Genomic DNA, 14,817 nt, shown 5'->3' on the forward strand with positions numbered 1-14,817 from the left:
GGGCTCGAGGTGCTGTTCCGCCCCGATCCCACGCTCTGGGACGGCGCCCATGCCGACCTCGCCTGGCTTCAGGAACTGCCCAAGCCGCTCACCAAGGTGGTCTGGGAGAACGTGATCGCGGTGAGCCCCCGGCTCGCCGAGCGCGAGGGCCTCGCCACCGGCGACGTCCTGCGGATCGAGGCGGCGGGCCGCGCGGTCGAGGGCCCGGCCTGGATCCTGCCGGGCCAGGCCGACGACACGGTGACCCTCACCCTGGGCTACGGCCGGGACGTGCCGGACCACCTGTCGCGCGGCCTCGGCTACGATGCCGGACCCCTGCGGCCGGTCGGCGCGTCCTGGCGGCTCTCCGGGGCAAAGCTGACCAAGACCGGGCGGCGGAGCGTGCCGGTCACCACCCAGCACCTCGGCACGATGGAGGGCCAGGATCTCGTCCGCGTGCAGGCGCTCGGCGCCGCGCCGGTGGGCGACCCGAAGGGCGCACCGAGTCCGGCCTCGTTCTATGCAGCCCCGGAGAGCCAGGATCGCTGGGTCGCGGCGCAATGGGGCATGGCGATCGACCTCGACGCCTGCACCGGCTGCAACGCCTGCGTCACCGCCTGTCAGGCGGAGAACAACATCCCGGTGGTCGGCCGCGAGGAGGTCGCGCTGGGGCGCTGGATGGGCTGGCTGCGGATCGACCGCTACTACGCGGGCGAACTCGACGCGCCGAGCACACATTTCCAGCCGGTGCCCTGCATGCATTGCGAGCAGGCGCCCTGCGAACTCGGCTGCCCCGTGGAGGCGACGCTCCACGATAGCGAAGGGCTGAACCTGCAAGTCTACAACCGCTGCGTCGGGACCCGGACCTGCCAGAGCTACTGCCCCTACAAGGTCCGCCGGTTCAACTACCTCGACTATACCGGTGGCATGACCCCGGTGGAGCAGCAGCAGCGCAACCCCGAGGTGACGGTCCGCGCCCGCGGCGTGATGGAGAAGTGCACCTACTGCATCCAGCGGATCACGGCGGCGCGGATCGCGTCCGCCAAGGACGACCACGCCCCGATCCCGGACGGCGCCGTCGAGACCGCCTGCCAGGGCGCCTGCCCGACCCGGGCGATCACCTTCGGCAACGTCGCCGACCCGGGCAGCCAGGTCTCGGCCGCCCGCCGGGACCCCCGGGAATACGCGCTGCTCGGCCACCTGAACACGCGGCCGCGCACCACCTACCTCGCCGGGCTCGCGCCGCCCTCGGAACCCGGCGGACGGGAGGGCTGAGCATGGCCGGTTCTGTCACGGGCGGCCCCCTGATCCGGCCGGACGAGACCCTCCAGGGCATCGGCGGCACCGTCACGGCGATCCCGCTGACCCATCCGGGCAACCGGCGCTGGTGGATCGCCTTCGCGGGGGCGGCCGCGCTGCTCGGCCTGTTCCTGCTGACCCTCGGCTACCTGCTCGCCGCGGGGCCCGGGATCTGGGGCAACAACAACGCCGTCGTCTGGGCGCTCGACATCGCGAGCTACGATTGGTGGATCGGCGTCGCCTCCGGCAGCCTGCTGGTCTCGGCCGTGCTGCTCCTGCTCGGGGCCGAGTGGCGCGGGGCGGTCAACCGGGTGGCCGAGACCCTGGCGCTCATCGCCACCGCGGCGGCCGGGCTCTACCCGATCATCCATCTCGGGCGGCCGTGGTTCTTCTTCTGGAACCTGCCCTACCCCAACACCTACGACCTCTGGCCGCAATTCCGCTCGCCGCTGCTCTGGGACGCGATCGACATCGTGGCGTTCCTGGTGATCTGCGTGAGCCTGTGGTTCATCGGCCTGCTGCCGGACCTCGCCACCTTACGCGACCGCGCCCAGGTCGAGGCGATGCGTCAGGCCGACGCCAAGGCGCCGACCCGCAAGATCGCCCTGCTGCGCGCCCAGGTCTACGGCATCGTCGCCTCGGGCTGGCGCGGCTCGGCGGCCCATTGGCAAATCTGGGTCCAGGCCTACCGGACGGTGGCTCTGCTCGGCGTTCTGCTGGTGGTCTCGGTCCAGACCGGCGCCTCGGTGATGCTGGCGGGCTCGCTGATGCCCGGCTGGCACAGCACGCTGCTGCCGGTGAGCTTCCTCGTCAACGCGGTCTATTCCGGCGTCGGCGTCACGGCGGTGATCGTGATGCTGATCCGCCTCGTCTACGGACTCGACGCCCTGGTCACGCCCCGCCACCTCGACGTGCTGGGCCGCCTGCTCCTCTGCCTCGGCTGCGCCAGCGCCTATTGCTACGCCGCCGAATATTTCGACACCTTCCTCAACGGCGACGCGCAGGCGCGCGGCGTCCTGGCCCGGCGCATGACCGGCGACCACGCCCTGGTCTCGTGGACGGCGATCCTCTGCCTCGTCCTGCCGGCGCAGATCCTGTGGTCGGCCCGGGCTCGGACGGCACCGCTGGCGTTGGCGGCGGTCGGGCTGCTCGTCGCCATCGGCGCCTATGCCGACCACGTCATGGTTCTCGTCGTGACCCTGACGCAGGATTTCCTGCCCTCCTCGCGGCTGCCCTACGGGGTCGACATCTGGGGCGTCGCCACCTTCGCGGGCTCCGTCGGCCTGTTCCTGACCCTGCTGCTGCTGTTCCTGCGCTACCTGCCGGCGGTCTCGATCGTCGAGAGCCGCCGCCTCGCCCTGACGGAGGGCCCGGCGGTTCAGGACGCCGCGCGCGCCGCCGCCCAGGCCGCCGCCCGGCCGGAGGAGACCCCGACCGAGGCGCCCCTGTGGGGCGTGGCGGCGAGCTTCGCCAGCCAGGGCGACCTCGCGGCCGCGCTCCAGGCCGTGTCGGGGATCGGTCCGGACCACGTCCATCTCGACGGGCATGGGCCCGTGCCGATGCCCCGGACCCTGCGACCGCTCGGCCTGGAGGCCCGCTCGATCCTGCCCTACGCGCTGGCCGGGGCGCTGCTCGGTGGCGCGGGATTCTACGGGATGTGCGTCTACGCCACGGCCTACGACTACGTGTTCCTGATCGGCGGGCGCCCGCGCCTGTCCTGGCCCTCCTTCGTGGTGCCGAGCATCTCGTTCGCGATGATGGCGGGCTGCGTGGCGATCCACCTCGCGCTGCTCGTGCTCAACCGCCTGCCGCGGCTGAACCATCCGGCCTTCAACATCCCAGGCTTCCTGCGCGCCTCGGACGACCGCTTCTTCCTGACCGCCGAGGCGCGCGACGACAGGTTCGACGCGGCTCGCATCGAGCGGCGGCTCGCCGGCCTGCCGGCCGAGGCCGGGCGCCCCCTCGAGATCCGGCGGATCCCGCGATGAGGGCCGCCCTCCGCCTTTGCCTCCCGTTGGCGTTGCTTGCCCTGGCGCCGCTCGCCGCCTGCGGCGAGGCCGACATGGCCGATCAGGCCCGGGCCAAGACCTGGGACAAGAACCCGTTCTTCCCCAAAGAGATCACCATGCGCCAGCCGGTGGCCGGCACCGTGCCGAGGCGCGATCCCGCGCAGACCGCGCCGCAGCCGCAGAGTGTCAGCCGGGACCTGCTCGACCGGGGGCAGCAGCGCTACGCGGTGTTCTGCACCCCCTGTCACGGCCAGGACGGGCGGGGGCAGGGCATGATCGTCGCCCGCGGCTTCCCGCATGCCGGCAACCTCACGGGCGAGGACCTGCGCAAGGCCTCCGCGACTGAGCTTTACGATGCGATCTCGAACGGCCGGAAGGCGATGTTCGGCATGGCGCAGATGATCCCCTCCGCCGACCGCTGGGCGATCGTCGCCTATGTCCGCGCCCTCCAGCTCAGCCAGGATGCCCCGGTGGCGAGCCTGCCGGAGCCGGACCGGGCCCGGCTGGAGGCGGCGCGATGAGGCGCCCTGCCCTGCTCGGCCTCGCCGGCCTCGCCCTCCTGGCCCTCTGCCTGCTCGCGGGGGGCTGGCGCGGGGCGACGGCCTCGTACCTCGCGGCGTGGCTCGTGCTCCTCGCCCTGCCGGTCGGCGCCCTGCCGGTGGTCATCGTGGCCGAGCGCTTCGGCAAGCGGGTCCGCGAGCGCGGCGGCGTCGAGATGCTGGCGGGTCTGCGCCGGCTGATGGCGCTGATGCCGGTGGCCGTGCTCCTGTCGCTGCCGGTGCTCGCCGCCGCCGGCCTGCTCTACCCCTGGTCCGGCGCGCCCGCCCATACGCCGCTCGCCGCGATCTGGTTCACGGCGCCGTTCTTCGTGGCCCGGGTGATCGCCTATCTCGCCGCCTGGACCTGGCTGTCGCTGCGCTTCGCCCGGCCCTTCGACGCCCCCGGCGAGAGCCGGACCGTCCCGGCGGTGGGGCTCCACGCGGTGATCGGCACGCTGTTCGTCACCGACGTGATCGCGTCCCTCGATCCGCGCCTCGACTCCACCCTGCTGGGCCTGCTGGTGATGACCGCCTGGAGTGGCCTCGCCTTCGCGGCGGCGATCCTGCTCGCCTGGGAGGAGCCCGAGCCCGTGGGCCGCGGCCGCACCGCGCCGGGGCGCGGCCGGCTGGTGCCCCTCGTGGTGCTGCTCGGCCTGTGGGCCTACATGCACTTCGTGCAGTTCCTGATCGTCTGGTCGGCGAACCTGCCGCCGGAGGTGTCGTGGTACTTCGCCCGCGGCGGCTGGCTCGGGCGGGCGCTGTCGATCGTGGCGGGCGCCGTCGTGGTGCTGGCCGGCCTCGCGACCCTGCGGCCGGGCCGCCCGACCACCCGGATCCTGGCCGGGGCGGCGCTCGCCGTGCACGCCCTGGAGATGTTCTGGCTCGTCACCCCGGCGATCCGCGACCGGTTCGTGATCCGCCCGAGCGACGTGCTGGCCGCCGGCGGCGTGGCCTGCCTCGCCGCCGCGCTGCGACCGTTCCTGCGGCCGCGGGCCGACCGGGCAGCCTCGGCGGCCCGGCGCGCCGGGAGGCCGGCATGAGCGGCGGTCCCGCTGGCCTGATCCCGGCGATCCTGGCCGGGCTGACCCTGCGCGGCAGCGGCCTCTTCACCGGACGCCCGCCGCGCCCGCCCGCCAACACGCAGCGCGATCCCAATGATCCCGGGCATGAGACGCGGGACGTCAACGTCCGCAACACCGCCCTGGTCATGGCCGGCCTCGGCCTCACGGCCCTGGCGGTGATCGGCACCATGATCTGGCTGATGCACACCTTCGCGGCGAGCCAGCGCCGGACCCTGCCGGCGCTCACGCCCCAGCAGACGTCCCGACTCGTGCCGCCGCCCCCGAACCTCCAGGCCAACCCCTATGCCGATATCGACCGTGAGCGCGCGGCGTCCGAGGCACGGCTCGCCGGCTACGGCTACCGGGACGAGGCCCATACCCGCGCCCGCATCCCGATCGGCCGCGCCATGGATCTGACCGTCGGCCGCTCCCTCGAACCGGCGGAGTCCAGTGCGCGATGACGCCGAGCCACGAATCCCTCCAGCTCTGGCCGGCCGCGGTTTCCACCACGGCGACCCAGACCGACCTGCTCATCCTGGCCTTCACGGTGCTGACGCTGCTGCTCACCGTGCCGGTCTTCGTGGCGATCACCTATTTCGCCCTGCGCTACCGGGAGGGCTCCGAGGCGGACCGCAGCCCGTCGGGCATCCGCTCGAACCTCATCGAGATCAGCTGGATGCTGATCCCGTTCCTGCTGACGCTGATCTTCTTCGTCTGGGGCGCGCGGCTCTACATCCATTCGCGGAATGCGCCCCCCGACGCCATGGTGGTCGAGGCGATCGGCCGGCAATGGATGTGGAAGTTCCAGCACCCGACGGGGCAGGCGGAGATCAACAACCTGCACCTGCCGATCGGCCAGCCGATCCGTCTGCACATCATCAGCCAGGACGTGATCCACGCCCTCTACCTGCCGGCCGTGCGCCTGCAGGTCGCCGCCCTGCCCGACCGCTACACCGACCTGTGGTTCAAGGCGGACAAGACCGGCACCTATCACCTCTACTGCTCGGAATATTGCGGCACCGACCATTCGGTCATGGGCGGCGAGGTCACCTTCATGGACCCGGGCGACTATCAGGAGTGGCTGACCCACGCGGGCGCCCAGCAGGGCAAGGTCGCGGCGGGCCGCGCCCTCTACGAGGCCTATGGCTGCGCCGGCTGCCACGAGCCGGGCTCCGCCGTGAAGGCGCCGAGCCTCGCGGGCCTGTACGGTGGCCCCGTGAAGCTCGCCGATGGCCGCACCGTCACGGCCGACGAGGGCTGGCTGCGCGAGAAGATCCTGAACCCGAACGGCGACCGGCTCGCCGGCGGGGGCAAACAGATCATGCCCAGCTTCGCCGGCCGAATCCCGGCTGACGAGCTCACGACGCTGATCGACTTCCTCAAATCCTATTCGAGTCCGGCCGCCGGTAAGGCTGCCGACGCGACACCGGCAGGGTCGACACGATGAGCGCATCGGGCAGCATCGGCGGCACCGCCCGCCGCGAACCCCACGCCCCGGAATCGACGATCGGGCGGAAGGCCGATTATCTGCACGCGGAATCGACCCTGCGCTCGTGGTTCCTAACCACCGACCACAAGCGCATCGCCCTGCTCTACCTCGCCTCGATCACCGGCTTCTTCGTGATCGGCGCCGTGGCGGCCGGCGTGGTGCGCCTCGCGCTGGTCGTGCCGAACGGCGCGATCATGACCAACGACACCTACAACAAGGCCTTCACCATCCACGGCGTGGTGATGGTCTGGTTCTTCCTGATCCCGTCGATCCCCGCGACCTTCGGCAACTTCCTGATCCCGCTGATGATCGGGGCCAAGGACCTCGCCTTTCCGAAGCTCAACCTGACGAGCTGGTACGTGTTCATGGCCGGCGCCCTGTTCACCCTGGCCGCGGTGGTGCTGGGCGGGGTCGATACCGGCTGGACCTTCTACGCCCCGCTCTCCACGGCATTCTCCAACACCTGGGTGCTGCCGGCGCTGATCGGCGTGACCATCGTGGGCTTCTCGTCGATCCTGACGGGGCTCAACTTCGTGGTCACGATCCACACCATGCGGGCGCCCGGCATGACGTGGTTCAAGCTGCCGATCTTCGTCTGGACGCACTACGCCACCAGCCTGATTTTTTTGCTGGCAACCCCTGTCATCACGACCGCGCTGATCCTGCTGATCGCGGAGCGCGCCTTCCATGTCGGCGTGTTCGATCCGGCCTATGGCGGCGACCCGGTGCTGTTCCAGCACCTGTTCTGGTTCTACTCGCACCCGGCCGTGTACATCATGGTCCTGCCCGGCATGGGGGTGATCTCCGAGATCGTCCCGGCCTTCGCGCAGAAGAAGCTGTTCGGCTACCGCTTCGTCGCCTACGCGTCGATCGGGCTCGCCTCGGTGACCTTCTTCGTCTGGGGCCACCACATGTTCGTCAACGGCCAGAGCGATCTGGCCTCGCTGGTGTTCTCGGCCCTGTCCTTCGCGGTGGCGGTGCCCTCGGCCGTGAAGGTCTACAACTGGACCGCCACGATCCATAAGGGCAGCCTGCGCCTCGACACGCCGATGCTCTACGCGATGGGCTATATCGGCCTGTTCGTGCTCGGCGGGCTGACCGGCCTCTACCTCGCGACGCTGGCCATCAACCAGCACATCCACGCGACCTACTTCGTGGTCGCGCATTTCCACTACATCATGGTCGGCGGCACGGTGCTGGCGTTCCTCGGAGGCCTGCACTTCTGGTGGCCCAAGTTCACCGGCCGGATGTACAGCGAGCCCTGGGGCCGTGTCTCGGCGCTGCTGATCTTCCTCGGCTTCAACGTGACGTTCTTCCCGCAATTCATCCTCGGCTATCTCGGCATGCCGCGGCGCTACGCGACCTATCCGGCGGAGTTCCAGCTCCTCAACGTGCTGTCCTCGGCGGGTGCCACGATCCTGGCGGCGGGCTACATCTTCCCGATGCTCTACCTCGTCTATTCCCTGTGGTTCGGGCGGAAGGCCCCCGCCAACCCGTGGAACGCGAAGGGGCTCGAATGGGAGACCTCGTCCCCGCCGCCGACGCACAATTTCCTGTCGCCGCCGGAGGTGCCGCGCATCCCCTACGACTACCCGATCCAGGCCAAGGAATCCCGGGACCAGCACGGATGAGCGAGGGGTTGGCCGACGGCGTCGGGATCGTTCGCGCCGAGCATTTCGAGAGCGTGGCGCAGCAGCGCGAGGCGGCGACCCTCGGCATCTGGGCGTGGCTGATCACCGAATTGCTGCTGTTCTCGGCCCTGTTCCTGGTGGCTCTGATCACCCGGATCCAGCACCCCGAGGCGACGGTCGCGGCGGCCAAGCACCTCAAGTTCTGGATCGGCGCCACCAACACCGTCGTGCTGATTGGCTCCAGCCTGACCATGTCCATGGCGATCGAGTTCTCGCGCATGGGCTGGCAGCGCGCCATGGTCCGGGCCATGCTGGCGACCGCGGCGCTCGGCGGCCTGTTCCTCGTGCTGAAGGGCTACGAGTACTACGCCGACTGGTCCGAGCACATGATGCCGTTCCTGAGCGGCCGGCCCTTCGCGCTGGCCGAGACGCCGGCCGCGCGGCTGTTCGTGAACCTCTACTACGTCGCCACGATCCTGCACGCCGTGCACCTGTTCACCGGCATCGCGCTCCTGCTCGGCATGACCTGGATGGCCGCCAAGGCCGGGTTCCTGTCCCGCCACCAGAACTGGATCGAGGTCTACGGCCTCTACTGGCACTTCATCGATCTGGTCTGGATCCTCGCCTTCCCGATCCTCTACGTGGTGAACCGGTAGGATGCGAACCCCCCTCGCCGCCTTGAGCGCCGACGACCGCGCCCTGCTTCGCAAGCGCCTGCGCACGCCCGTGCTGACCGTCCTGGCGCTGCTCGCCCTGCTCGCCGTCAACGTCACCCTCGGCGCCACCCTCCCCTTCGCGCAGGTCTGGATCGTCGAGCTCGCCGTCGTCGCCGTGATGGTGGCGCTGATCCTCCTCGTCTCCATGGAGGTGATCCACGAGCCGCCGCTGATCCGGCTGTTCTCGGGGCTCGGCTTCTTCTGGGTCGCCATCATGGTCGGCATGACGCTCACCGACTATCTGGCCCGCTGATCCGCGCGAAAGCCGTTGTCGGGACGGCGGAACACTCCTAAACGTCGCCGCTTCCCCGCATGGCCCGGCTGAAACACGATGTGCGAACTGCTCGGCATGAGCGCCAACGTGCCGACCGACATCCGCTTCTCCTTCGCGGGCCTCGCCCGGCGCGGCGGTGACACCGGCCCCCATGCCGACGGCTGGGGCATCAGCTTCTACGACGGGCGGACCTGCCGCAGTTTCCACGAGCCGGAGCCGAGCGCCCGCTCGCAGCTCGCCCGGCTGCTCCGCGACATGCCGATCAAGAGCCGGATCGTCGTCGCCCATGTCCGCAAGGCCAATCGCGGCCGGGTCAGCCTGGAGAACACCCACCCGTTCGCCCGGGAATTGTGGGGCCGCCGCTGGACCTTCGCGCATAACGGCCAGCTCAAGGGCGTGAAGCGGCTGCCGCTCGGCGGCTTCATGCCGATCGGCTCCACCGACAGCGAGCACGCCTTCTGCTGGATGCTCGGACGCCTGCAGGACCGCTACAAGGCCCTGCCCCGGCCCGAGACCCTGGACCGGGCGGTGGCCGACCTTGCGGGCGAACTGCACGGGCTCGGCGTGTTCAACATGCTGCTGACCGACAGCCGCACCCTCTACGCCCATTGCGGCAAGCGCCTCTGCTACCTCACCCGCCGCGCCCCCTTCGGCAAGGCCACCCTGATCGATGAGGATTGGCAGGTCGATTTTGCCCGGGAGACCACCGAGCACGACATCGTCACCGTCATTGCCACGAAGGCGCTGACCCGGGACGAGAGCTGGACCGACCTCGCCCGCGGCGACGTCTTGACCCTGCGGGATGGGACGATCCGTCTGTTGAGACCGGTCAACTTAGCTTAAGTGTGTTTTGGCTGAGGGTGCATACCCGCCCCCGATGCGTTAGAACGCCGGTAACAGGAGCGCAGCGGCCGGACCTTTGCCCGGGTTCAAGCCGGCAAGCGATCCGCCTCGATCCTGCGGGATCACCGGTCGGGCCACGATGAGTTGACGAGCGCGATACGCATGACCCGCGACGACACCGACACCGTCCTGTCCCAGGAGGACGCGACTCGGGATGGCCGCCCGAACCTGAATGCCGGCATCCGCACGCATCTCGGCGAGCATCTGCGCACCGTCTACGAGCGGATCGGCGAGGAGACGCTCCCGTCCCGCTTCGGCGACCTGATCGAACAGCTGGAGGCGGCTCTCCGCGCCCGGGGCGAGGCGATCGAGCCGGAATTCCGCAACGGGCTGCTGGCCGCCGTTCCATCCCTGCGCGCCTTCGCGCTGTCGTTGACCTCGAATCCCGCCCGGTCCGACGACCTCGTCCAGGACACGCTGCTCAAGGGCTGGCAGCACCGCGCCCGGTTCCAGCCGGGCACCAACCTGAACGCGTGGCTGTTCACGATCCTGCGCAACATCTTCTACTCGGATCACCGCAAGCGGGTCCGCGAGGTCGAGGATCAGGACGGGTCCTACGCGGCGCGCCTCGCCACCGCCCCGCACCAGGGCGACCGGCTCGATGTCGAGGATCTGCAATCGGCGCTCGCCAAGCTGCCGCCGGACCAGCGCGAGGCCCTGGTGCTGGTCGGCGCGGAGGGCGTCTCCTACGAGGAGGCCGCCACGATCATGGGCTGCAAGGTCGGCACCGTGAAAAGCCGCGTCAGCCGCGCCCGGGGCCGCCTGGCGGAGCTGCTCGGCTACGACGAGGAGGATCTCGGCTCCGACCGGTTCATCCAGTCGGCGATGCCCAAGGACGCGTGAGAGCCCGGTTGAGGGGCGCGCGCGGTTCTCCGCGCCCCGCGAGCCGAGCAGGTCATGGTTTCGAAAGGTCGGGACCTTTCGCGGGTCCAGGGCAGAGCCCTGGCGCCTCTCTCAGGACACTGCCCCGAGCACCCGCCAACGGGCAAAGCCCTTTGGAAACCCGGTGTGCGACCAAACCGTGAGGCCGCGTTAGAGCGCTCTCCGCCGAAGCGGACACCGGTTCGGCGCAAGAGAGCGCGTTACAACACGAGCTTAGAGCCGTGCACGATTGCAACGCGATCGGGCACGGCTCTAGCCCTCGGCCCTCGTCCGCAAAAAGGGATGCATCCGATTCCGGGTATCGGGCGTTACCGGCCCGAGCTTCGCTGCGTGACCGCGGCGGAACGCCACAGAACGGAGCAATCCCGTATGACCATCAAGACCCTCATCGCCGCCTCGGCCCTCGTCCTGTCGCTGCCGCTGGCCGCCCAGGCCCAGGGCACCATCCCGGGTGCCGAGCGCGGCGCAGCCGCGGGTGCCGATGCGGCCGGCCCGATCGGCGGGATCGTCGGCGGCGCCGTCGGCGCGGCCACCGGCACGGTAGGCGGCATCCTCGGTGTCGACATGGCCCCGCGCTTCCGCAGCTACGTCCGCGAGCGCAACGTCCGCTCGTACGATTACGACGGCCGCGTCGCCGTCGGCTCGACCCTGCCGTCCGCGGGCGTGACCTACTACGACGTCCCGAGCGAGTACCGCGTGCAGCCGGGCTACCGCTACACGGTGGTGAACGACCGCCCGGTGCTGGTCGATCGCGGCCACCGCATCGTCGAGGTGATCGACTGAGCCTGCGGGCCGGTCCCGTATCGGCCCATGGGACCCCGGAGCCAAGCTCCGGGGTCCCACCTGTTGGCGCGGCCGTCGGCGCAACGCTTCATCCGACCGGCCGTTGATCATCGGTTCGACCCGCGAGGCGACCATGAACGACAATCCCCATGAACCCGGTCCTCATGAACCCGGCGCCGTGCTGCCTGAGCCCGTGCGCGACCATCTCGGCCAGCAACTCCGCGGCGTCCTGCCGGTGGAGGCCGACAAGCCCCGGTTCCTCGGCGACGATTCCGTGCCGGAGGCGTTCGAGCCGCAGATCCGCCGGCTCGAGACCCGGCTGAAGACCCACGAGGAGGGCACGGACGCGGTGGGCCAGGCCCTCGACCAGATCCTCGATGCCTTCGGCGTCAAGCCGGAGGAGCCTGGGCCGCGCGGCACCTGAGGGTCTTAGACCTGCGGCTTCGCGGCCAGGAGGTCGCGGATCTCCGCGAGCAGCTTCACGTCGGCCGGGATAGCCTCCGGTTCCTTGGGCTGTGCGGTCTGCAGGCGGTTCATCGCCCGGATCACGAGGAACAGCACGAAGGCCACGATCACGAAGTTCAGCGTCAAGGTCAGGAACTGGCCGTAGCCGATGACCGCGCCCTGCTTCTTGGCGTCCAGGTAGGGCAGGCCGGCCTGCACCTTGGACGAGAGCGGGATGTAGTAGTTCGAGAAATCGAGCCCGCCGGTGACCGCACCGATCACCGGCATGAAGACGTCCTGGACCGCCGAGTTGACGATCGCCCCGAATGCGGCGCCGATGATCACGCCGACCGCGAGATCGACCACGTTCCCGCGCAGCGCGAATTTCTTGAACTCGTCAAGCATCGTCGAATCCCCCTCGCCGGACATGGTCAAGGTAGAGGATTCTTCAGCGACGGCCAGCGGTTATTCCGCTGTCGCGGTGGCGGGCAATTCCTCCGATACGGCCCCGGGCCGCTCCTCGGCACCGACGGCCGGCTCCGCCTTGAGCCGGCGGCGGTACTGCGCGGCGACGACCGGGATGGTCAGAAGATACCCTCCGCTCACCGCCACCAGGGCCTCGAACGGGTAGCTGATCAGGATCCCGAAGGCCGCCACGCCGAACAGGAAGATCGGCAGCACGAGGCTGCGCGGCACCCGCTTGCCCATGGTCTTGCCCGAGTAGGTCGGGACCGTAGAGACCACCAGCAGGGCGATGCACAGCACGTAGATCAGGATCGCGGGTGCCGCCCAGCGCTCCAGGCCGAAGCCGAGGAAGTGCAGGTAGAGCGGCAGCATCGCGGTCAGCGCGCCGGCCGGCGCCGGCATGCCGACGAAGAAATCCTTCTTCCAGTCCGGCCGGTTCGGATCGTCCAGCATCGCGTTGAACCGGGCGAGCCGCAGCGCCATCGCGATGGCGAAGATCAGCGCCACGATCCAGCCCACCGACTTCAGGTGGAACAGCACGAAACCGTAGAGGATCAAGGCCGGGGCGCAGCCGAAATTCACGAAGTCGGCCAGCGAATCGAGTTCCGCCCCGAAGCGCGAGGTGCCCTTGAGCAGCCGCGCCACCCGCCCGTCGATGCCGTCGAGCACGCCCGCCACCACAACGGCGATGACCGCGGGCTCGAACTTGCCCTCGAAGGCGAGGCGGATCGCGGTCAGCCCGAGGCAGAGCGCCATCAGGGTGATCATGTTGGGCGCGATCATCCGGAACGGCACCGGCTTGAACCGGCGCGGGCGCGGCTCGTTCGGATCGGGCTCGAAGGGCGGGAAGAGATCGTCCATAGGGTCAGATCCGCTTGAACACCCGATCCGCGCCGCCGCCGAGATCGGCCAGCACCGTCTCGCCGGCCACCGCCTTCTGGCCGAGTCCGACCAGCACGGTCGCGCCCGCCGGCAGATAGACGTCGACCCGCGAGCCGAAGCGGATCAGTCCGAACCGCTCGCCGACGCTGAGCACGTCGCCCGCCGAGACGAACCCGACGATGCGCCGGGCCACCAGCCCCGCGATCTGCACCACGCCGACGCGCTTCGGCGCGCCGGCATGCGTCGTCTCGATCACCATGCCGTTGCGCTCGTTGTCGTCGCTCGCCTTGTCGAGCTCGGCGTTGAGGAACAGGCCGGGCGTGTAGTGGATCTGGCCGATCCGCCCCGAGACCGGCGCGCGGTTCACGTGGCAATCGAACACGTTCATGAACACCGAGACCCGCAGCGTCGGGACCTGCGGCAGGTCGAGTTCCGGCGGCGGCAGGACGGTGGCGATCAGGTTGACGCGCCCGTCGGCCGGCGAGACCACGAGCCCGTCGGCCACCGGGGTGACACGCTCGGGATCGCGGAAGAAGTAGCAGACCCAGAGGGTGAGGATCAGGAAGATCCAGCCGAAGAACTGGGAGAAGGTGCCGGCCAGCACGGTCAGCACGATGCCGATCAGGATGAAGGGATAGCCCTCCTTGTGAATCGGCACGAGCGTCCGGCGGATCGTCTCGATGAGGTCGGTCATTCTGTGGGGGCTCGAGGATCAGGGCTCTGCCGGGCGGATGGCAGCCTGCCGGTCCGGCGTCAACTTATCTCGGGCAAGGCTGGGTGTCGCGGTCAGGACAGGGGCTGCCGGGAGGCGTGACGGAAGCGGCGCACGATGATCGCGTCCCGGCCGATCGAATCGTCAACGAGACAGGGATAGGTCCCACGCGGAAACCGGCGGATGTGCCGCACGCTGGTTCCGTGTCCCATGAACGGGTGGGCTTCCAGAAGGGTCGTCACCACGAGCAGGCGTTCTCGCAATCCCCGGGCGGCCTCCGGCGACTGCGCAGCCGGGTCGTCAAGCGCGGCCTCGACTTGCCGCGCCGCCGTGAGGGTATACCGAACGCTCACGGTCCATGTTTCGCCCAGATGGCGCGGATCTGCTCGTCCGTCGCGAACTCGCCGCGTGCCACGTCCGCATCCGACGCCGCGAGGTCCGCCGCCTCCTCCGGCGTCAGCGGGGACACCTTTCTGTCCGCCTCACCCCCGAACGGCGGCAGCATGCGGGCAGCATCGTCCTGCAGGGTGTCGGGGAGCGCGCGGACGCACGGAATGGCTCGTTCCAGGAGCTCGGTCATGGCGCCCTGATACACGCCGCCGGTTCGGACGGAAGTCATCGGCGGATCGTCTCCCTCAGGTCGGTCATGGGTCTTTCGGACTCAATCTGCGGGCGGATCTGCCCGGACGCGCCTCATCGTCCCCGCGCGCTCGTCGCGCCGGGGGCATGGCCCAAGAGAGACAACACGC

General features: G+C 69.8%; 18 protein-coding genes. 13 read left to right on the forward strand and 5 right to left on the reverse strand.

Annotation, left to right across the window (positions count from 1 at the left end):
• The 13 genes from OXS49_RS29230 to OXS49_RS29290 all read left to right on the forward strand — a co-directional run.
• Positions 1-1,254, forward strand: a 1,254-nt coding sequence (locus OXS49_RS29230) for a 4Fe-4S dicluster domain-containing protein (RefSeq protein ID WP_267428167.1), incomplete at its 5' end; no start/stop codon positions are given.
• A gap of 2 nt (positions 1,255-1,256) precedes the next feature.
• Positions 1,257-3,266 (forward strand): quinol:electron acceptor oxidoreductase subunit ActD, encoded by a 2,010-nt coding sequence (locus OXS49_RS29235; protein ID WP_267428168.1) that lies wholly within the window; start codon positions 1,257-1,259, stop codon positions 3,264-3,266.
• Positions 3,263-3,808 (forward strand): cytochrome c, encoded by a 546-nt coding sequence (locus tag OXS49_RS29240; RefSeq protein ID WP_267428169.1) that lies wholly within the window; start codon positions 3,263-3,265, stop codon positions 3,806-3,808. The genes OXS49_RS29235 and OXS49_RS29240 overlap by 4 nt, the downstream gene beginning before the upstream one ends.
• Positions 3,805-4,866, forward strand: coding sequence for a hypothetical protein (locus OXS49_RS29245; RefSeq protein ID WP_244001926.1), 1,062 nt, complete (start codon positions 3,805-3,807; stop codon positions 4,864-4,866). The genes OXS49_RS29240 and OXS49_RS29245 overlap by 4 nt, the downstream gene beginning before the upstream one ends.
• On the forward strand, positions 4,863-5,348 hold the full coding sequence (locus OXS49_RS29250; protein ID WP_244001928.1) for a hypothetical protein: 486 nt from the start codon (positions 4,863-4,865) through the stop codon (positions 5,346-5,348). The genes OXS49_RS29245 and OXS49_RS29250 overlap by 4 nt, the downstream gene beginning before the upstream one ends.
• Positions 5,345-6,334, forward strand: coding sequence for a cytochrome c oxidase subunit II (gene coxB, locus OXS49_RS29255; RefSeq protein WP_267428170.1), 990 nt, complete (start codon positions 5,345-5,347; stop codon positions 6,332-6,334). Before OXS49_RS29250 ends, coxB begins: the two co-directional genes overlap by 4 nt.
• Positions 6,331-8,007: a cbb3-type cytochrome c oxidase subunit I gene (locus tag OXS49_RS29260; RefSeq protein WP_267428171.1), complete on the forward strand. Its 1,677-nt coding sequence runs from the start codon at positions 6,331-6,333 to the stop codon at positions 8,005-8,007. Before coxB ends, OXS49_RS29260 begins: the two co-directional genes overlap by 4 nt.
• A complete protein-coding gene (locus tag OXS49_RS29265; RefSeq protein WP_244001934.1) occupies positions 8,004-8,663 on the forward strand; it encodes a cytochrome c oxidase subunit 3 in 660 nt (219 codons plus the stop codon). Before OXS49_RS29260 ends, OXS49_RS29265 begins: the two co-directional genes overlap by 4 nt.
• 1 nt (position 8,664) lies before the next feature.
• The gene (locus OXS49_RS29270) at positions 8,665-8,976 is read left to right on the forward strand and encodes an oxidase (protein WP_267428172.1); all 312 of its coding nucleotides are present in this window, start codon (positions 8,665-8,667) and stop codon (positions 8,974-8,976) included.
• 78 nt (positions 8,977-9,054) lie between these two features.
• A complete protein-coding gene (locus tag OXS49_RS29275) occupies positions 9,055-9,840 on the forward strand; it encodes a class II glutamine amidotransferase (protein WP_244001942.1) in 786 nt (261 codons plus the stop codon).
• Between the two features lie 162 nt (positions 9,841-10,002).
• Positions 10,003-10,743 carry a NepR family anti-sigma factor gene (locus OXS49_RS29280; protein WP_243925977.1) on the forward strand — a complete coding sequence of 247 codons (741 nt, stop codon included), beginning with the start codon at positions 10,003-10,005 and terminating at the stop codon, positions 10,741-10,743.
• A 408-nt stretch (positions 10,744-11,151) separates the two neighbouring features.
• Positions 11,152-11,565, forward strand: a complete 414-nt coding sequence (locus OXS49_RS29285; RefSeq protein ID WP_243925975.1) for a DUF1236 domain-containing protein — start codon at positions 11,152-11,154, stop codon at positions 11,563-11,565.
• Between the two features lie 133 nt (positions 11,566-11,698).
• Entirely contained in the window at positions 11,699-11,989 is a 291-nt protein-coding gene (locus OXS49_RS29290) for a hypothetical protein (protein WP_267428173.1), read from the forward strand.
• Positions 11,990-11,994: 5 nt separating this feature from the next.
• On the opposite strand, the gene mscL is transcribed toward OXS49_RS29290, so the two are convergent.
• The 5 genes from mscL to OXS49_RS29315 all read right to left on the reverse strand — a co-directional run bounded on the left by mscL (position 11,995) and on the right by OXS49_RS29315 (position 14,648).
• Positions 11,995-12,414 carry a large conductance mechanosensitive channel protein MscL gene (gene mscL, locus OXS49_RS29295; protein ID WP_267428174.1) on the reverse strand — a complete coding sequence of 140 codons (420 nt, stop codon included), beginning with the start codon at positions 12,412-12,414 and terminating at the stop codon, positions 11,995-11,997.
• A gap of 60 nt (positions 12,415-12,474) precedes the next feature.
• Complete coding sequence (locus OXS49_RS29300; protein ID WP_244001950.1) at positions 12,475-13,335, reverse strand: phosphatidylcholine/phosphatidylserine synthase; 861 nt, start codon at positions 13,333-13,335, stop codon at positions 12,475-12,477.
• A gap of 4 nt (positions 13,336-13,339) precedes the next feature.
• On the reverse strand, positions 13,340-14,050 hold the full coding sequence (locus OXS49_RS29305) for a phosphatidylserine decarboxylase (RefSeq protein WP_267428175.1): 711 nt from the start codon (positions 14,048-14,050) through the stop codon (positions 13,340-13,342).
• Between the two features lie 92 nt (positions 14,051-14,142).
• A complete protein-coding gene (locus OXS49_RS29310) occupies positions 14,143-14,421 on the reverse strand; it encodes a type II toxin-antitoxin system RelE/ParE family toxin (RefSeq protein ID WP_267428176.1) in 279 nt (92 codons plus the stop codon).
• Entirely contained in the window at positions 14,418-14,648 is a 231-nt protein-coding gene (locus OXS49_RS29315) for a hypothetical protein (protein WP_244001958.1), read from the reverse strand. Before OXS49_RS29315 ends, OXS49_RS29310 begins: the two co-directional genes overlap by 4 nt.
• Positions 14,649-14,817: the final 169 nt, after the last annotated feature.

It is taken from the genome of Methylobacterium sp. GC_Met_2 (genome assembly GCF_026540795.1).
In the GTDB taxonomy this organism is placed as follows: Bacteria; Pseudomonadota; Alphaproteobacteria; order Rhizobiales; family Beijerinckiaceae; genus Methylobacterium.